The 18,576-nt window shown below is 75.1% G+C and carries 12 protein-coding genes; 8 read left to right on the top strand and 4 right to left on the bottom strand.

Going from position 1 to position 18,576, the window contains the following annotated elements; translation table 11 throughout:
- Nucleotides 1–8 precede the first annotated feature (8 nt).
- The 6 genes from EDD40_RS04350 (at nucleotide 9) to EDD40_RS04325 (ending at nucleotide 11,343) form a co-directional block, all read left to right on the top strand.
- On the top strand, nucleotides 9–1,283 hold the full coding sequence (locus EDD40_RS04350; RefSeq protein WP_123741737.1) for an ArsB/NhaD family transporter: 1,275 nt from the start codon (nucleotides 9–11) through the stop codon (nucleotides 1,281–1,283).
- Nucleotides 1,284–1,417: 134 nt separating this feature from the next.
- Entirely contained in the window at nucleotides 1,418–1,780 is a 363-nt protein-coding gene (locus tag EDD40_RS04345) for a hypothetical protein (protein ID WP_123741736.1), read from the top strand.
- 159 nt (nucleotides 1,781–1,939) lie between these two features.
- A complete protein-coding gene (locus EDD40_RS04340; RefSeq protein ID WP_123741735.1) occupies nucleotides 1,940–3,907 on the top strand; it encodes a CHAT domain-containing protein in 1,968 nt (655 codons plus the stop codon).
- A complete protein-coding gene (locus EDD40_RS04335; protein ID WP_123741734.1) occupies nucleotides 3,904–9,072 on the top strand; it encodes an AAA family ATPase in 5,169 nt (1,722 codons plus the stop codon). Before EDD40_RS04340 ends, EDD40_RS04335 begins: the two co-directional genes overlap by 4 nt.
- Nucleotides 9,069–10,388: a hypothetical protein gene (locus tag EDD40_RS04330; protein WP_123741733.1), complete on the top strand. Its 1,320-nt coding sequence runs from the start codon at nucleotides 9,069–9,071 to the stop codon at nucleotides 10,386–10,388. The genes EDD40_RS04335 and EDD40_RS04330 overlap by 4 nt, the downstream gene beginning before the upstream one ends.
- A gap of 16 nt (nucleotides 10,389–10,404) precedes the next feature.
- Nucleotides 10,405–11,343, top strand: a complete 939-nt coding sequence (locus tag EDD40_RS04325) for a S1 family peptidase (protein ID WP_170184938.1) — start codon at nucleotides 10,405–10,407, stop codon at nucleotides 11,341–11,343.
- Here EDD40_RS04325 and EDD40_RS04320 read toward each other — a convergent pair.
- The 3 genes from EDD40_RS04320 to EDD40_RS04310 all read right to left on the bottom strand — a co-directional run bounded on the left by EDD40_RS04320 (nucleotide 11,340) and on the right by EDD40_RS04310 (nucleotide 14,878).
- Nucleotides 11,340–12,500, bottom strand: coding sequence for a hypothetical protein (locus EDD40_RS04320; protein WP_123741731.1), 1,161 nt, complete (start codon nucleotides 12,498–12,500; stop codon nucleotides 11,340–11,342). The genes EDD40_RS04325 and EDD40_RS04320 overlap by 4 nt on opposite strands.
- A 345-nt stretch (nucleotides 12,501–12,845) precedes the next feature.
- Nucleotides 12,846–13,607 (bottom strand): SGNH/GDSL hydrolase family protein, encoded by a 762-nt coding sequence (locus EDD40_RS04315; protein WP_123741730.1) that lies wholly within the window; start codon nucleotides 13,605–13,607, stop codon nucleotides 12,846–12,848.
- A 68-nt stretch (nucleotides 13,608–13,675) separates the two neighbouring features.
- Nucleotides 13,676–14,878, bottom strand: a complete 1,203-nt coding sequence (locus EDD40_RS04310) for a glycoside hydrolase family 3 N-terminal domain-containing protein (protein WP_246037400.1) — start codon at nucleotides 14,876–14,878, stop codon at nucleotides 13,676–13,678.
- 525 nt (nucleotides 14,879–15,403) lie between these two features.
- On the opposite strand from EDD40_RS04310, the gene EDD40_RS04305 reads away from it, so the two are divergent.
- Entirely contained in the window at nucleotides 15,404–16,525 is a 1,122-nt protein-coding gene (locus EDD40_RS04305) for an NAD(P)/FAD-dependent oxidoreductase (RefSeq protein ID WP_123741729.1), read from the top strand.
- Between the two features lie 112 nt (nucleotides 16,526–16,637).
- Nucleotides 16,638–18,041 (top strand): amino acid permease, encoded by a 1,404-nt coding sequence (locus EDD40_RS04300; protein ID WP_246037398.1) that lies wholly within the window; start codon nucleotides 16,638–16,640, stop codon nucleotides 18,039–18,041.
- Here the strand turns inward: EDD40_RS04300 and EDD40_RS04295 are convergent.
- Nucleotides 18,023–18,571 (bottom strand): carboxymuconolactone decarboxylase family protein, encoded by a 549-nt coding sequence (locus EDD40_RS04295; RefSeq protein WP_123741728.1) that lies wholly within the window; start codon nucleotides 18,569–18,571, stop codon nucleotides 18,023–18,025. The two genes, EDD40_RS04300 and EDD40_RS04295, sit on opposite strands and share 19 nt — an antisense overlap.
- Nucleotides 18,572–18,576: the final 5 nt, after the last annotated feature.

Here is an 18,576-nt window from a genome sequence, read left to right as displayed (position 1 = left end):
ATTGCCCCATGTCCGACGAGCGGCTCGGAGCCGGACGCGCCGACACGCCCCCGACCGGCGCGGACCAGCCGAAGAGGCGCCGTCCGCGCCGTCCGCGGCGTCCGGCGCGGCCGCACCCGCTCGACCTGGTCGCCCTCGGCCTGCTCGTCGTCGGCGTCGTCTGCGTCCTCGCGGGCGCCCTGCCCGTCGACCAGGCGGGAGCCGCGGTCGGCCGGGTGGTGCCGCTGCTGCTGTTCCTCGGCTCGGTGATCGTGCTGGCCGAGCTGACCGCCGAGGCCGAGGTGTTCGCCGTCCTGGCCACCCGGCTGTCGATCCTGGCCCGGGGCCGCTACCCGCTGCTGTTCCTGCTGTGCGTGGCGCTGGCCGCGGTCACCACCATGGGGCTCAACCTCGACACCACCGCCGTGCTGCTGACCCCGGTGCTGCTGGCGCTGGCGGCCACGTTGCGCATCGAGCCGCTGCCCCTGGCGATGACCACGGTGTGGCTCGCGAACACGGCGAGCCTGCTGCTGCCGGTCTCCAACCTCACCAACCTGCTGGCCGCGGACCGGGTGGCGTTGGCCCCCGCGCAGTTCGCGGCCCGGATGTGGGCGCCGCAGCTGGCCGCGATCGTCGCGACCGGCGTGTTCCTGTGGGTGTTCTACTGGCGGCGCGGCAAGCGGGGCGGTGACGCGTCCTACCTCCTGCCCGCGCGGCACCTGCCCGCCGACCCCGTCCTGTTCCGGGTCGCGGCGATCGCCTGCCTGCTGTTCGTCGCGGGGATCGTGGCGGGCGTGCCGATCGGCCTGGCCTCCGCGGTGTCGGCGGGGCTGCTGGTGCTCGCCTTCGCGCTGCGCCGGCGTCCGGCGCTGCGCCCCGGGCTGATCCCGTGGCGGCTGCTGGTGTTCGTCGTCGGGCTGTTCCTGGTCGTGGAGACCGTCAACCGGCACGGCCTGGCCGGGATCGTCGGCGCGCTGATCGGCACGGAGGACGGCGCGCTCGGCGCGATCCGCGCGGCGGGCACCGGCGCGGCCCTGTCGAACCTGGTCAACAACCTGCCCGCGTACGTCGCGGGCGAGTCGGTGGTGCCGACCGGCAACCACGGGCAGCTGCTCGCGCTGCTCATCGGCACGAACGTCGGTCCGATCATCACGCCGTGGGCGTCGCTGGCCACGCTGCTGTGGTACGAGCGGTGCGTCGCCAACGGGGTGAGGGTGCCGATGGCCCGCTTCGTGTGGACCAGCGCCGGCCTGGCGGTCGTCGCGACGGCGGCCTCGATCGGCGCGCTCCTGCTGGTCGGCTGACACCGCCGGCACGGCGGCGCCGCGGTCGCGACGTCGGCCGGGCACCGGCGGGGTACCCTTCCCGTCGCCGTCTGCGCTGGTCACACCGGTTCGCCGAACGGCACGACCAGCCGGATCGCACCCTGGGGTGAACCGTGGAGTTCGACCGCAACGCGGCCTCGCCGCCCCCGTCCGAGCCCGCCCTCGACCCCGCCCGCGAGCCGGCTCCCGCGGCTCCCGCCGGCACGTCGTTCGGCCGGAGCCTGCTCGCGTCACTGGTGTGGGTGGGGGTCGTGCTCGTCGCGGCCGTCGTGATCGCGGGCGCGGCCCCGTCCGGGTACGGGGTCGGGGTGGTGCTCGGCCGGCTGGTCCTGCCCACCCTCGTGTCGGCCTGGCTGGTCCGGCGCTTCTTCGGGCACAAGCGGCTCGCGTTCGGGTGGTTGGTGCTGGCCTCGCTGCCGACGTTCTTCGTCTGCTTCGTGGTGCTCGGCGCGATCCTGCTGGCCGGGCAGCGCTGACGCGGCGTTGCGTGCGCGGCCCCCTGCCCGATGCGCCTGACAGCGGCACGCGTTAGCGCAATCGGGTGATAGCTCGTAACCCCACTCGGTCCAGGGTCGACTCCAGGGGTAGACCGCCGGCGGGGAGGACGTCGGGTCCGGAGCGAGTGGGGAACCCCTGTGGACGCGTTGATCGAGATCACGCAGCCCGGCCAGGGAGCCGACTACCGGGTAGACCTCTACCTCGGTGACGGGGGCGCGTGGCCGGCCCAGCCGACCGCCTCGGGCACCGTCGCGGCAGACCTGGACGTCGGGTCGCTGCCCGTGCCGCCGGCCGCCACCGGGGTGGACGCGGTCGTCGGCTTCCTCCACGCGAACCCGGAGTCGCAGGCGTTCGCCGACCTCGGCCTGCACCTGGGCCGGCTGCTCCTGCCGCCGGACGTGCGCGCGCACTGGTCGCGGCCGGAGGTGCGGCGCACGTTCCTGTGCCTGCCGCCGGCGCTGCGCCGCCTGCCGTGGGAGTCGGCCAGGTCCGCGCACGCCCTGTTCGTCCGGCCCGACCACCCGTTCACCCGGGTGCACCGGCGCGTGCCGTCCGCCGAGCCGGTGGCCGACGCGCTGCCGATCCGGGTGCTGGTGGTGCGCGGCGATGACGACGACGACATCGGCTCCCGCGACGAGGTCCGGGAGATCAAGAGGGTCGTCGGCGGCGCACCGGGCCGGATCGAGGCGGAGTTCCTGTCCCGGCCGACCGAGTCGGACCTCAAGTCGGCCTACCGGCGCGTCATGCCGCACGTGCTGCACTTCATCGGGCACGGCACGCGCAAGGCGAGCACCGGGCAGCCCGCGTTGCGGATCGTCCCGCCCGGCCGCGAAGCCTGGTTGCTGACCCCCACCTACATCGGCGACCTGCTGAGCCGTCCCGCGCCGCGCCTCGCGATCCTGAACGCCTGCCGCTCCGGCGAGACGGCGGACGCGGTCGCGCTGACCGACGTGTTCCTCGACAGCGGGGCCGCCGCCGTCGTCGGCATGCAGGGCGACATCCGGGGCACGGCAGCGGCGCTGTTCGGCGGCTCGCTGTACCGGAGCCTGCTGGCCAACGAGCCGGTCGACCGGGCCGTGACGACGGCACGCGAGGCCGTGTACGCCGACACCGGCGTCTCCGACGGGGCCCGGGACTGGATCCTGCCGAGCCTGACGGCGCGCGTGCGCCCGGACGACGTGCTCCCGGACCTCGCCGCGACCGGTGCCCGCGCGGTGCGCATCGAGCAGCAGTTCGAGAAGGAGGTCGGCGCGTTCGTCAACCGCGTCCACGAGCGCCACCAGCTCCTCAAGGGCGTCGACCCGGACGCCGGCGAGCCGCTGGAACCGCTGCTGCTCGTGGTCGGCGAGTCGCAGGTGGGCAAGACGCGGTTGTTGAACTGGCTGCGGCGGCGGTGCGCGGTGCGCGGGCGGCGGGTGAAGTACGTCAGCTTCGACCGGCCCAACCCGGTCGAGGTCCTCGGCGACCGGCCGGCCAGGTTCGACTTCCTGGAGGTGCTGTACGCGATCCGGGACGTGGCGGAGGACCTGCCCAACCCGCCCGACGGCGTGGCGTCGGCGTTCGACCGGTTCAACCACGACGTGCTCCACCTCGCCGAGGGCAGGCTGCCACCGGACCCGCCGGCGCCGACGCCGGAGCCGGCGCGGTGGCCGCGGCTGACGGGCGGCACCTCGCACCACGTCGCGGCGACGTTCGAGTCGTTCCGGGCGTGCCTGGGCCGCGCGGCCCGACCCGAGCCGTTGCTGCTGGTCTTCGACCACGTCGGGAACGTGCTGGACTCGGCGTTCCGGCAGCAGCTGTACGACCACCTGATCCGGCACATCGCCGACGGCGAGCTGCCCAACCTGAGCCTCGTGGTCGTGATGACCAACGAGCAGTTCGCCACGCACTGGCCGGAGCTGGGCGGCGGCACGCGGGTCGACCTGGACTGCATCGAGGCCGAGGAGTTCGCCGCGCTGGCCGAGGACGTCGTGCTGGCGGTCGGCCGCGCGATCGGCGACCCGCACGTGCAGCTGATCGAGGCGATCGGCAAGGGCGTCGCCACCGGCAGGTGGAGCCCCGCCGTGCTCGGCGACCTGGAGAACCTCGTGAGGCGGATGCGATGAAGCCGGTCGACGCCGAGCTGCTGCGCCGCCTGGCCCGGGGCGACTCCCTGGAGGAGGTCCTGGCGTCGCTGCGCCCGGCCGACCAGTGGGACGTGCTGCGGCGGTGCGCGGCGGTCCGGTCGTTCGACCGGGAGCTGTACGACGAGGTGCTCGTCGCCGACGTCGAGGACGCGCCCCCGTTCGACGAGGTCGTCACCGAGCCGGAGGTCGAGCCGGTCGGCGGCACGCGCGAGGCGTACCGGCTGCGGCAGGGCGCGCGGTCGCGCTACTGGAACGGCTGGTGGCCCGACGGGACCGACCCGCGGACCGTGCCCGCGGGGCTGCGGTCGCTGGCGCACCGGCTGGCGCGGCGCTACCGGTCCGCGCACAAGCCCGTCGACCTGCTCGAACAGCTGGTGCTGGTCGACCACCGCGCCGCCGCCGAGCTGTTCGTGCGGCTCTACGCCAAGGCCGACCACCGGCACGACCTGGCGTCGTGCCAGGGCCTGATCGACGTGCTCGGCGCCGAGGACCGGGCCGGGCTGATCGGCCCCGGGCTGATCGCCCTGCGCAACGACCGGGCCGCGTACCTGCGCACCCGCAAGCTGTGGTCGACCGAGTACCTCCAGTCGGCCACGTTCCTGGAGACGGCCGGGACCAGGGCCACCTACCAGCGGCTCGTCCGGGGCGACGGACCGCGGCTCGTGGTGGTGCACGGCCCGTCGGGGCGCGGCAAGACGATGGAGCTGCGCTGGCTGGTCTCACGGGTGCTCGTGCCGGGGCGCGTGCCGTGCGCGCTGGGCGACTTCGACGTGCTCGACCCCGTCAACGTGGCGCGGTACCCGTGGCTGCTGCTGGTGGAGGCCGCCGCGCAGCTCGACCGGCAGTTGGCGGCGGCGCCGTTCACCGAGTTCCTGGAGCGCTACGCGTGGACCGGGCTGCTCTCGCGCCGCGAAGTCGCCGACCCGGGCCGGGCGGCCGCCGCGAGCAGGCGGCTGTGCGACGAGCGCGACCGGCTCGGCGCGAGCGTGACCAGGGACTTCGTCCGGACCCTCAACGAGGCGACGGCGGGCCGTCCCGCGGTGATGGTGCTCGACGCGCTGGACCGGGTGCACCCGCACCGGCCGGGCGAGGAGCTCGACGGACTGCTCCGCCAGCTGTTCCGGCTGCACCACGACTGCCCGGCGGTGCGGTTCGTGCTGGCCGGCCGCCACCCGGTCGGGGGCGGAGGCGCTCCGGCGCTGCCCGCCGGGGTGACCCGGCACCTGGTCCCGTTCACGCCGCACGACGCCGCCCGCTACCTGACCGGGTTGCGCCACGTCGAACGCGCCGACCTGCGGCACGCGATCGTGGCGAAGGCGGGTGGTGAGCCGGTCGTGCTGGCGCGCCTGGCCGACCTCGTGCAGCAGCGGCCGGACATCACCCCGGCGGAGATCCGCGAGTACCAGGCGGACCTGACCGCCCTCGTGCTCCAGGTGCTGGCGCCGATCACCGACCCGGGGCTGCGGTGGCTGCTGCGGTACGGGATGGTGCCGCGCGCGTTGAGCCTGGACTTCGTGCGCGCGGTGGTGGAACCGTTGCTGCGCGCGGTCGTGCGCGGCGCGCCGGACCTGGACGACCCGGGCGCGGACGTGCTGCCCGGTGGTGGGTCGGCGTCGTTGTTCCCGACCGCGGTGGAGCCGGACGTCGACGCGGCGTGGGCGCGGCTGGCCGGGTTCGCGGGCACCACGTCGTGGGTCGTGCCGGTGCCCGGCGAACCGGACTCGCTGCGGTTCGCGGTCGCGGTGGCCGGGCCGATGCGCCGCCTGCTCCGGCGGCACGGCGTGCACGACCGGCTGCACGCGGAGGCGGTGACCTTCTTCGAGCGCAAGGCGGAAGCCGACCCCGACCGGTGGGACCGGTGGACCCGGGAAGCGGTCTACCACCGGTTCCAGCTCGTGGGGCCCGCCGCCGCGCCCTACTGGCGCGACGCCCTGGACAGGGTCGAGCTCGGCGAGGCGCACCGGCGGGCGGCGCTGGCCGAGGAGGTGCTGGGCCCCGACTACGTCGACGCCGACGGCGACCCGCGCGTCTGGGACGGTGACACGCCGATCGTCACCCGGGAGACGCTGGTGGAAGCCCGGTACGAGCTGGCCGCGGCGCTCACGCAGCTGGCCAGGGTGGGCGGCGTCGAAGCGGCGGACCAGCTGTGGAGCCGGGCGGAGGAGAACTTCGCCGCCGTCGTGCGGGACGCGGACGGCCCCGGCGCGACCGTCGTGCCCGACTGGCGGCTCGCCTACGTGCGCGCCGCGCTCGCGGTGAAGTCCGGTGACCCGGCGGGCGCGAAGGCGGAGCTGACGCGGGCGTTGCCGCAGGCCCGGGGCACGAAGGACGAGGTGCGGCTGCGCGTGCTGCTCGGCGACGTGCTGATGGTCGTCGGCGACCGCCGGGCCCCCGACGAGTACCGGCGCGCGGCGGAGGCGGCCGTCCGCGTCGGCGCCCACCGCTGGGAACCGCCGATCCGGCTGCGGATCGTCAAGGCGCACCGGCACTTCGGGCGCTGGGCGGAAGCGATCAGCGAGGTGGTCCTGGCCCGGCGCGGCGAGCCGTTGACCACCGGACAGCGGCGGCGGGCCGGCCTGCTCGCGGTCGACCTCGGCCTCGGCGCGCACCGCCTGGAGTGGGCGGCCTTCCACGCCCGGCGGGTCACCGCGCACGACGGGGACTGGGAGGGACCGGCCGCCGGCGCGCGGGTGGCGTTGGCCGCTCGCCGGCCGCTGCTCGCGCTCGACCTCGCGCGCCGGGCCGAGGACGTCGCCCGGGGCTCACCCGGCTCCGCGCTCGCCCGGGAGCTGGTCGGGATCGCCGAGGGCGTGCTGGCGCACTACGGGAAAGCCCTGCACGCGCTGGAAGCCGCACGGTCGCGGTGGCGCCGCGAGGGTGACCGCGCCGCCGTCGCCCGCTGCCACGCGCACTCCGCGGTGCTGCTGATGCGGGAGGTCGGCAACCTCACGCTGGCCGAGCACCACCTGGCCGAGGCCGCCGAACTGGCCGCGCGGGGCAGCGCTGCCTGGTGCGAGGCGGAACTGGCCCGGGTGGAGCTGCTGGGGCTGGCCGCCCAGCCGCACGAGGCGCTCGACGTCGTCACCACCGTGCTCGACGAGCTCCGGCGGCGGGCGGGCCCACCGCCCCTGGTGGCACGCGCCGCCGTGGCAGGGCTGGCGGTCGACCTGCCGGACACGCGCCGGTGGTTGCTCACCGAACTGGTGGCACGGCTGCGCGAGATCACGCCCGCGTCCGCGCGCCTGGTCGTGCTGGGCGAACTGCGCCGCGTGCCCGATCCGCACGACGACCTCGCCCGTGAGGCGTGGCGCGAGGTCGCGTCGCTGGTGCGGCCGGAGGCGGACCGGATGCGTGCCGTGGACCGGTCCCTGCTCGACCTGAGGTCGGCCGAGGTGGACCGGCTGACCGGCGACCGCGCGGCAGCGGAGCGGAAGCTGGCCGGGGCGCGGCCGACCGGGGGCTCCTGGTTCGCGCTCCGGGAGTGGTCGTGTGCCGCGGACCGGCTCGGGCTCCCGCCGCCGGGCGACACCGAGGCGTTCCTCCACGAGTTCGGCGGCCACCCGATGCTGTGCGCGGCTTTCCTGGTGGAGCGCGCGGAGGCCCTGATCGCGCTGGACGAGCCGGAACGGGCGGACGCGTCGTTGCGCCGGGCGGCGTCGCTGCTCGCCACCGTTGACGAGCGGGAGACCCAGTGGCACGCGCGGTCGCACTACGCCCGCAGCGTCCTCGCGGAGCGGGCCGGCCGGGAGCCGGAACCGGAGCTGGTCCGGGCCGGCGCGGCGTTCGCCGCGCTCGGCGACACCCGCCGCGCGGAGGTGGCGTCCCGCTTCACGCGCGGGCGGATCGGCACGACGTTGAGGAGCACGCGCGGGCGGGTGCGGCTGACCGTCGAGGACGGCGCGCTGGTCGTGCGGACGTCCGTCCCGCCGGACGTGGAGGCGACCGTCCGCCACGACAACGCCCTGGTGGACGCGATCCTCGACACCGGCCGCGGCCGGGCCGGCTCGGGCGCGCTCGCCGAACGGCTGCGGGACGACTGGCAGGCGACGTGCGCCGGGCTCGGGTCGCTGCTCCTGCCCGGTCCTACGCTGCGGGCGCTGGCCGACCCGTTCGACCTCCGGTGCGACGTCGAGGACCGCGGGCTGAGCCCGGTGCCGTGGGAACTGGCGCTGCGGCCGGACGTGCGGCGGCTGCTCGTGCTCGACCACGCCGTCGCCACGTTCCACCGGGCGGTCTCGCGGGAGGCCGCGTACCGCGACGAGATCAGGTTCGTCCAGGTCGGCCTCAACCGGCTGGTCGGCGCGGACCTGGCCGCCGACGGCGACCTCGGCCCCCACACCGGGGAGGCGTTGCTGCGCTACCAGGCGGCACGCGGGCTCACCCGGGACGCCGACCTCGGACCCGACCTGCTGGACCGGTTGCAGCGCGACCTCGCCCAGCCGGTCAGGCCGCTGGCGGTGCTGGCCCAGCCGAGCGGGTCGGCGCAGATCACCTCCGCCCGCGGGCACCTGGACGCGGGCGTCGACCTGGCCCGCCTGTACGGCGGGCACGGGTTCGACGTGGACCAGGTCGACAACCCCACGCTGGACCGGCTCGCCGCCGCCGTGACCCGCGCGGTCCGGGGTGGCCGGACGCCCGCCGTGGTGCACCTGGCCGGCGGTCTGCGCGAATCCGGTGGCGGCGCGGCGCTCACGTTCCTGGCCGGCGGCTGGGCGGCGGAGGCGTTCAGCGCCACGCCCGCCGCCGAGGAGATCCCGGTGACGGCGCTCAACCGGGTGCTCGCCGCCGTGCCGCGCGACGGGTTCCGGCCGCTCGTGGTGCTCGACGTGAACCGGCCGTGGGGCTCGGAGGACGCGATCTCGTACCTGCTGATGCGCAACGCGTTCGCGGGCGACCTGTTCGCCCTCGGCCGCTGCGCGGGCGTGCTGGGCGCCGGCCTGGCCGGCGACGGCGGGCACGAGCTGTGCGACGCCCTGATCGGCTCGATCGCGGCCGGCCGGTCGCTGGCGGACGTGGCGGGCGTGTTGCGCTCGCCGGCGCGGCAGGCCACCGGCCTGGACCGGGTGCTGTCGTCGGCGGGCGTCGCCCTGCACACGCACCTGCCGTGGCTGCGGCTCGTGCCCGGACCGGGAGGGCGGCCGTGACCACCGCCGAGCGCAAGATCGCCGAGCTGCGGCACAAGCTCGCGGGCATCGACGCCGACTTCGCCCGCTGGCGCGCCGAGACCGATCCCGGCCGGGTGCTGCGCAAGCACCGCACGCAGGTCGTCCGGCTCACCGACCGGCTCGGCGGCGTGGTCGAGAGGATCGGCGCGGAGCTGGACGCCGCCGCCGGCGACGACGTCCTGCGGGAGTGCCGCCGGCTCCAGCTGCGGATGCTCGAGGTGCACCGGCTGTGGGACTTCTACCGCTCGAAGCTGAACCTGCGCTACGTCGAGTGGTACCGGCCGTTCCTGACCGCCGTGGACGAGTTCGCCTGGCGGTGCTACGAGCCCGCGGCGGCCGGTCGCGACCGCGAGGCGCCGCTGGTGCACCTCAGCGGCGAGTTCAGCCCGTTCACGCACCTGCGGGAGACGCCGTTCGCGGTCGAGGACGTGCCGGACGCCCTGGACACCGCGGACTTCCTCGCCGTGGTCACGCGGCTGCCGATCCCGGTCATCGGCCTGCCCTGGTACCAGCTCGTGCACCTGCCGGACGCGGTGGTGATCGGGCACGAGGTCGGGCACGCGGTGGATCGCGACTTCGGGCTGCTCGGCACGGTCCGCGCGCTGACCCGGCCGGTGTCGCGGACCATGCCCGAAGCCCGTCGCGACGCCTGGGACACCTGGCTGCCGGAGGTCTTCGCCGACCTGTACGGGGTGCTCGCCGGCGGACCGGCGTCCGCGTCCGCGCTGGCCGACCTGCTCGTCGTGGACGACACCCGGGCGGCGGCCGAGCTCGACGGGCCGGTGCTGGTCCACCCGCCCGCGGCCGTGCGGCTCGCGGTGACCGCACAAGCCTTGGCGGAGACCGGTTTCCCGGCGGCACGGCCGGCGTGCGGGCCGTTCGAGGACGACATCGCCCCGGTGGTGCAGGCGCTGCTGGACGGGCCGTACCCCGGCCTCGGGGACCGCCCGCTGCGCGAGGTGATCGCGTTCACCGCGGCGCAGCAGCGCAACGCCGTCACCGCCGCCGACGGCCTGGTCGACCACCAGCGGCCGGAGACCAGCGACGTCCGGTGCCTGGTCGCGGCGGCACGGCTGGCATTCGACCGCGAACCTGCCCTGTTCGCCCCGCCGCCGCCCGGCCGCGTCAACGCGCAGGACCTGATCCTCGACAAGGTCGCGAAGGCCGTCGGGGACGGCTCACGCGCCGACGACGGCGAGGCGGGTCCGGCGGTGGACGACCGGGCCGCCGGCGCGGAGCTCTACGACCTGATCGACTCGATGATCCGAGAGGCCCACCATGACCACCACGACTGAACGACCACAGGACCCCATGGCCGCCGTGGCACAGCTCGCCCGGATGATCGCGGGCGACGACGAGCAGCGGTTCGTGCTCGTCTACCACGCCTTCGCCAACCAGGTCGACGGCTTCCTCACCGGCGACGCCGCCGAGGGCTACCGGATGGCCCGCTCGCTGCTGCGCCGGGGCGTGTCGCCCCTGACCAGGTCGGCCGTCGCGGTGGAAGCGCCGTCCGACAGCCTCTACACCGACCCGGTGTACCTGGCCAACATGCGCGCCGTGGTCGGCGACCACGCCCGCATCATCGGCGGCGTGCCCACGGCCGACTTCCCGGAGTGCGTCGCCATCGGCCGGGCCGACGCGTGGTGCTGCTCGGGCACGCTCGTCTCGCCGAACGTCGTCGTCACCGCCGGGCACTGCGTGGAGGGCGGGTGCGCGGCCCGCGTGTTCGTCGGCAAGGACGTGGAGTTCCCCGAGGACGGCGAGGTGATCGAGGTCGAGACCGCGCTCGCGCACCCGTCCTACCGCCCGCCGAGGCCCACCGGCGACATCGCGGTCCTGGTGCTCGCGCGCCCGGCCTCGGTCACACCCCGCCCGATCGCGACGCCCGAGCAGGTCGCCGCCGCCCGGTTCGTGCGGCTCGCCGGCTACGGCAACACCGACGTGCACAGCAGCGGCGGCTACGGGCGCAGGCGGGTGGTCGACGTGCCGATCGCGGGCGACGACCCCCGGCACGGCGCGGACGCGGCCACCGAGTTCGTGGCCGGCGCCCCCTTCCTCGACCGGGACAGCTGCAACGGCGACAGCGGCGGCCCCGCCTACGTCCAGTCGGGCGGTCGGTGGTTCCTCGCCGGCGCCACCTCCCGGGCCACCGCCTCGTCGCTGCGCCCGTGCGGCGACGGCGGCATCTACACCCGCGTGGCGTCCTACGAGCAGTGGCTGTGGACCGTGCCGGGAGCCGCCCGGCCCTAGTACGCGGAGGCGCGTACGGCGAAGACCGAGCGGTTGCCGGCGTACTCGGTCAGCGACCAGAGCTGTCCCTTGGCGGGCCAGTACGAGAAGTCCTCCGGCCCGATCGGCAGCACGTCGTAGTGCATCACGACCGAGCCGCCCGGCGTGAACGTGGCCAGGTCGCCCGCGTTGCCGCTGCCGTCGCTGGTGGAGAGGTAGAACTTGCCGTCGACCGCGGTCGCGCCCTGCATGCTCTGCACCGACACGTCGTAGGCCTCGGCGGCGCGGGCGTAGCCGTCGGACGCGGTGGTGAGCATCCGGGTGGTGTAGTCGATGGGGAAGCGGAACAGCCGGCTGCCCGCGCCCGGGTTGGCGTACTCGCCGACGACCACGCTGTCCGGCGTGCTCGTGCGGTCCAGCGAGGCGAACGAGAACCGGATGGCCTCGTGCCCGTTGGTGGTCGACTGGTTGTAGGCGAAGGCCTGCGGCAGCACGTACTTGTAACCGTAGGCCTGGTAGCTGCCGTCGCTTTGGCGGCCGATCGCCGAGCCGTCGGTGGTGCTGGTCTGCCAGAGGTGCCTCAGGTCGAACACGCGGAAACCGCTGCTCGTGGCGGCGACGTAGAGGTGGTGGCCGTACCAGAACATGCCGCCGGCGTGCAGGTTGACCGGCCGGAACGACGCCTGGCCCGCGCTGGTGGTGTACGGCTCGACCAGCAGCACGTGGCGGTAGGTCGGGGCGGACGGCGTGGCGTAGTCGACGAACGAGACCCGGATGCCCCGGTCGATCCCGTCCGCGCCGTTGTCGTACCAGCTGACCAGGACCGCGGTCGAACCCTCGTAGGTCGCCTCGCCGTAGGCGTCCGCGGTCGTCGTGATGCCCTGCGGCACCCAGTAGGCGACGTCGTCGTCACCGCTGTTCCAGCAGAACGCGGCCACGCGGTTGGCCGCGGCGGGGGAGCAGGAGGTCGCGGCGCGGTTGCCGTCGCCGACGACGGTCGGCACGCTGACGTTGGGCAGCGCGGCGTCCAGGTCGTCGATCAGCCCCGAGTAGGAGGTGGCCTTCAGGCGGAAGTTCGCCGCGGGCAACGTCGTCGCCGCCTGCGCGGGCACGGCCGGGAGGATGCTCGCGACCAGCGCCGCCGCGACCCCGGCGATCACCGTTCGGTACTTGTTCACCAGACCACCACCATTGTTGGTCGAGTACTGACGAACCGTCATCATGGCGGCAGTCGACACCCCGGCGCAACGGCCTCAGCCCGCGGCGAGCACCCGCCGGCACAGGTCGGCCGGCTCGCGGCCCTCCGACAGGCGTGCCGCGGCGTCGAGGATCACCAGGTCCTCGGCGAGCAGGGCGGCGACCTCGGCCACCACGTCGGTCAGGAACGCGACCAGCTCGACGCGCAGCCGGCCGGCACCCGTTCGTCGGTCAGCCGGCCGGCACCCGCACCACCGCGTCCGGTGTCGCGAGCCACGGCGTGCCCTGGTGGATGATCGCCGGATCGAGGTGCCGCACCGCGGGTGTCAGACCCGCGGCCTGGCTTCGACGGGCACCCAGTCGGGGTGCTTGCCCGTCGCGTCGTCACCGGACGAGATGCCCCGGATCCGGCGGTTCACCCACGGCAGGACGTGCTCGCGGTAGTAGCGGGTCTCGGCGACGAGGCTGCGGCGCGCGACCGGGCCCGGGTCGACCGCGTGCGCCTCCGTGGTGTGCCCAAGCGCCTTGAGCACCAGCGACGCCACCCGCCGGTGGCCGGCGGCGTTGAGGTGCAGCCGGTCCGGCGACCAGTACTCGGCGCGGCGGACCTCGACGTCGTTGAACGCGTCCACGAGCAGCACGTCGTGCCGCTCGGCGACCTTGGCGATCGCGGCCGTCAGCACCTCGCCCCGGCGGTGGACGGTGCGGCCGAACGGCAGCCGCTGCGACGGGTCGGCCCCGCTGAGCAGCACCAGCCGCACGCCGGCCGCCACGCACCGGCGCACCGCCTGCTCGGTCAGCCGGACCAGCCGCGCCAGGTCGACCCCGGGCCGCATCATGTCGTTGCCGCCGCCGTTGAGGGTGAGCAGCGTCGGCGCGGGCGACAGGGCCAGCGCCACGTCGAGCTGGGTGGTGGCGATCGGCTCCAACAGGCGGCCCCGGACGGCCAGGTTGGCGTAGTGGACGGTCTCGCCCAGCCCGACGGCCAGTCCCTCCGCCACCAGGTCTGCCCACCCCCTCGGCGTGCCGTCGGGGCGCTCGTCGCCGACCCCTTCGGTGAAGCTGTCGCCGATGGCCACGTATCGCACTGCCGGTGCCTCCCTGCTGGAAACGTCACGACCAGCATAGGAGGCGCCGGCGCCGTCCCTCGCGTGACTCAGCACACCTGCTTGGCCGACAGCACCCGGTGGGCCGCCTCGTCCACCCGCGCCGGCGGCAGGAAGCCCGAGGCGACCGCGCCTTCCAGGTGGTCGAGCACCTCGCCCACCCGGCCGCCCGACGACCACAGGGCGATGTCCGCGCCGGCCGCGAGCGCCTGCGTGACCGCGTCGGGGAGGCCGACCCGGTCCGTCACCGCGCGCATCGCGCCGAGGTCGTCGGTCATCGCGGGGCCGGTGAAGCCGAACTCGCCGCGCAGCAGCGCGTAGGCCTCGGGGCTGAGGGTGGCGGGCACGCCGCCGGTCAGGCCGGGCACGTCGATGTGGCCCAGCATCACGACCACGTCGCCGAACCGCGGCAGGTGCCGGTAGGGGACGAGGTCGGTGTCGCGCAGCGCGTCCAGCGGGGGTGAGGTGACCGCGCCGAGGTGCGAGTCGCCGGTCGTGTTGCCGTGCCCCGGGAAGTGCTTGACGACCGGCGTGACGCCGGCGTTGTGCAGTCCCTCCGCGAACGCCAGGGCGTAGCCGAGCGCGGTGTCCGGGTCGGGGCTGAACGAGCGGTCGCCGATGACGGTGCGGTCGGGTTGGCCGCTGGTGTCCAGCACGGGCGCCAGGTCGGTGGTGACGCCGCGTTCGCGCAGCGCGCGCCCCCGCTCCTCGGCCACCGCGCGGACCTGGTCCGGCGACAGGTCGGCCGCCATCCGCCGGGCGCTGGGCATGGAGCCGTCCAGCGCGTCGAGCCGCTGGACCCGCCCGCCCTCGTCGTCCACGGCGACGGTCAGCGGCAGGGCCGCCGCGGCGTGCACCGGGGCCAGCGCGCCGGCGCTGAGCAGGCCGACGTCGTCACCGCCGATGAAGATCCCGCCCACCTGCTCGTTCCGCACCACCGCGAGGGCGTCGGCGGGCCCGCGCGGGTCGACCCCGATGACGAGCAGCTGCGCGAGCCGGGCCCGCAGCGGCAGCGCGGCGATCTTCTCCGCGCACGGGTCCACCACCGGCGGGGGCGGCTCGACCGTCGTGGAGGACGGCGGCGGCGCGGTCGAGGGCACGGTCGAGGACGCCGTCGACAGGGCCGCGGGCTGGGCCGTCCGGTCACCGCGCACGGAGGTCACCACGGCGAACGATCCGGCGACCAGCGCGCCGAGCGCCACGAACGCCAGCAGCGCCGACGTCCCCGCCCCACGGCCGCCGGTGCGCCTCACCGGCGGTCACCCCCGTCGCCCGACCGGTGATTTCCCGCGTGCACAGCTCTCACTCCCAAGTCCTCGCCGAGGTCACATCCACATTCCGCGTCACGAGGCATCACGGCCATGATATCGGTTGCGCCGATCGTGCGTGAACCGACGCGTTCCGGCAGGTGGTCGTGCCTGCGCTTTTCGCGTTGATGTTGAAATGCGAATCGGCCCGCGCGCCCGGTGACCACCCGGTCGCACGGCGCGGTCGCCCGAGCCCTCAGGAGCGGCCTTTGCGCTGATCAGGTCACTGCTTGACGCGGGTCGAGGGTCCTCGGCCCGGCTGGTCGCCGGTGCGCGCGGCATTCACCGGCGACCAGCCGGGACCATTTCCCGATTCCGCACGGGAGAATGGTCGCGGCCGAATCGGGAAACGGCCCGGCCGGAAGTTCCCGGGTCGCCCGCACGACCACCCGAAAGCGTCCTGGTCGCGTGCTATACCTGAAGTGCCCCAAGGAGAACGCTCCGCGCTGATCGCGGGAGGAGGAGGTCGGCATGGTCGCGAACGCGGTCGTCATCGGCGCGGGTCTCTACGGCGCGGCGGTGGCCGCCTCGCTGACGCGCCGAGGCGCGCGGGTCACCGTGGTGGACGCGGGCTCGCCCGGCGGCGGCACGTCCGGCGCGACGTTCTCGTGGACGAACTCCTGCGGCAAGCAGCCGCGCTCCTACCACGACTTCAGCGTCGAGGGCATGGCAGCGCACCGGCGGCTGGCGGCCGACGTGCCGCACGGCGACTGGTACCACGAGACCGGCAACCTGGAGTGGGCCGCCACCGACGCCGACCGGGAGGCGCTGGCCCGGAAGGTCGCGGCCGTCCTCGACTACGGCTACGAGGCGCGGTGGCTCGGCCGGGCCGAGGCGTCGGACCTCGAACCGGACCTGGACCCGGCCGCCCTGCCCGAGGAGGGGATCGCGTACTTCCCGCGCGAGGGCTGGGTCGAGCCGGTCCGCCTGATCGGCCACCTGCTGTCGACGGCGGCCTCGGCCGGCGCGGAGGTCGTGCCCGGCGACGCGGTGACGGGCCTGGAGGTGTCGGCGGGCGCGGTGCGCGCGGTCCGGCTCGCCTCGGGCCGGCGGCTGCCCGCCGACGCGGTGGTGAACTGCGCCGGGCCGCAAGCGGCGCGGATCGCGGAACTGGCCGGCTTGGCGTTGCCGATGCGCAACACCTGCGGCGTGCTCGTCCGCACCTCGCCGGTCGCCGCGGCGGTCGCGCGGGTGATCCACGCGCCGCGCGTCCACCTGCGCCCCGACGGCGGCGGCCGGCTGCTGCTGCACACCCCGGAGGTCGACGGCGCGGCCCGCGTGTCCGAGACCGGCGAGGTCAGCGTGGACCGGTCGGCCGTGCGGGAGGTGGTCGAGGCGGGCCGCGCGCTGTACCCGGGCATCCGCGCGACGTCCGCGGAGAGCGTGCGGGTGGGCGAGCGACCCATCCCCGAGGACGGGCTGCCGGTGCTGGGCCGGGTCCTCGGGCTGCCGAACTTCCACTTCGCCGTCTCGCACAGCGGCGCGACCCTGAGCCTGCACGCCGGCGACCTGGTGGCCGCCGAGGCGCTGGGCGAGGACCGGGACGACGCCCTGGCCCCGTTCCGGTTCGAACGGTCCGCCGCCGTCCACTGAGGACCGGCCGGCTTCGGCCAGCCGTATCGGCGACGCGCCGGGTGATGGCGCCCGCACCGGGGGAGTGGCACTGTCGCGCTGCCCGCGGACCGTGCGACCGGCGGAGGACCTCTTGGCGGACCACGCGAACGGCGGGCTGCTCCGGCAGCTGACGAGCCGCCAGATCGGCATGATCTCGCTCGGCGGCGCCATCGGGACCGGGCTGTTCCTCGGCTCCGGCCTCGCCATCTCCCTGGCCGGGCCGGCCGTCGTGGTGGTCTACCTGGTCGGGGCGCTGGCGGCGGTCGCGGTGGCCTACGCGGTCGCCGAGATGGTCGTGGTGCACCCGGAGGCGGGCGGGTTCGGCGCGGTCGGCGCGCGGTACGCCGGACCGCTGGTCGGGTACGTCCAGCGGTGGTGCTACTGGGCGACCCAGGTGATCGCGGTCGGCGGCGAGGTGGTCGCGGCCGGGCTCTACGTCCGGTACTGGTGGCCGCAGGTGCCGCTGTGGGCCGCGGTGTGCCTGTTCTCCCTGGCGATCCTGGCGGTCAACTTCGCGGCCGTGCGCCTGTTCGGCGAGGTCGAGTACTGGTTCGCGATGGTCAAGGTGACGGCGCTGGTCGTCTTCCTGGTGGTCGGCCTGCTGTGCGTCGTGTTCGGGCTGCCGGGGCAGGACGCGGTCGGGCTGGCGGCGTGGACCGACCACGGCGGGTTCATGCCCAACGGCCTGGTGGGCGTGCTGCTGGCGGTCAGCGTGGCGACGTTCAGCTACGGCGGTGTGGAGTCGGTGGCGATGACGGCCGCCGAGTCGCGCAGCCCCGCCCGGGACATCCCGCGCGCCGCCCGGCGGGTGGTGCTGCGGCTGGCGTTGTTCTACGTGCTGGCCACCGGGATCATCGTGGCGATCGTGCCGTGGACCGAGGCGGCCGCGGTCGAGGGGGTGGCGGAGAGCCCGTTCGTGGCGCTGTTCACCTCGGTCGGCATCCCGGCCGCCGCCGGCCTGATGAACCTGGTCATCCTCACGGCCGCGCTGTCGGCCGCGAACGCCACGCTCTACCTGGCGTCGAGGACCGTGCACTCCCTGGCGCTGGACCGGTACGCGCCGAAGGCCCTCGCCACCGTGACCGACCGGGGCAGCCCGGTGAACGCGGTCCTGGCGTCGGCGCTCGGCCTGGCCGCCGCCGCGGTGGCCGCCGCCTGGTCGCCGGACGCCGCGTTCCCGGTGCTGCTCGGCATCGCCCTGATCAGCGGCATGGTGGCGTGGATGCTGATCTTCGTGAGCCACTTGGCGTTCCGGCGCGCCCGCCGGGGACTGCCACCGGCGCCGGTCCGGTTGCCGGGCGCGCCGGTGACGTCGGTGCTGAGCCTGCTGTACGTGGTGCTGGTGGTGGTGGCCACGGCGTTCACCGAGGCGTTCGGCCCGGCGTGGCAGGTCGGCGTGCCGTTCGTGGCGCTCGTGCTGCTGTCCTACCCGCTGGTGCGGCTGCGCCGGGCGGCCCGCGACCGGTCGGCGGGGGACTACACCGAGTCGATGTAGCCGTGCTCGACGATCCGCCGGGCGGACTCGCGGTACCCCTCCGGGTCGTCCAGCGCGAGCGTGCCCAGGCCGTCGACGTACCGGTTGAACATGCAGAACGCGGCCGCGATCAGCACGGTGTCGTGGATCTCGACGTCGGTGGCGCCGTGCGCCCGGGCCGCGTCGACCAGGTCGATGGTGACCTTCAGGCCCGACTCCCGCACCGCGCCCGCGATCCGCAGCAGCGCCCGCAGCTTCTCCGACACCGGCGCGGTGTCGAGGTCGTCCCGCACCTGCTCCACCAGGGCCATGCCCCCGTCGAGCTGCTCGGCGGCGAACGCCGAGTGCGAGTCACCGCAGAACCGGCACGCGTTCAACCTCGACACGTAGGCCGCGATCAGCTCGCGCTCGCCGGCGGGCAGCGAGTTCGGCGCCCGCAACAAGGCCTCGGCCAACGCGTTGAGGGGTGCGGCCGTCTCGGGCCGGAACCGCATGAGGCCCCGGATGCCGGGGAACAGTGACTCGTCCATGCCGAGGTCGATGTGCGCCATGGGAG

The organism is Saccharothrix texasensis, from assembly GCF_003752005.1.
Classification (GTDB): Bacteria; Actinomycetota; Actinomycetes; order Mycobacteriales; family Pseudonocardiaceae; genus Actinosynnema; species Actinosynnema texasense.
The sequence above is the reverse complement of the archived record's forward strand: the minus strand, read 5'-3'. Positions and strand labels throughout refer to the sequence as shown.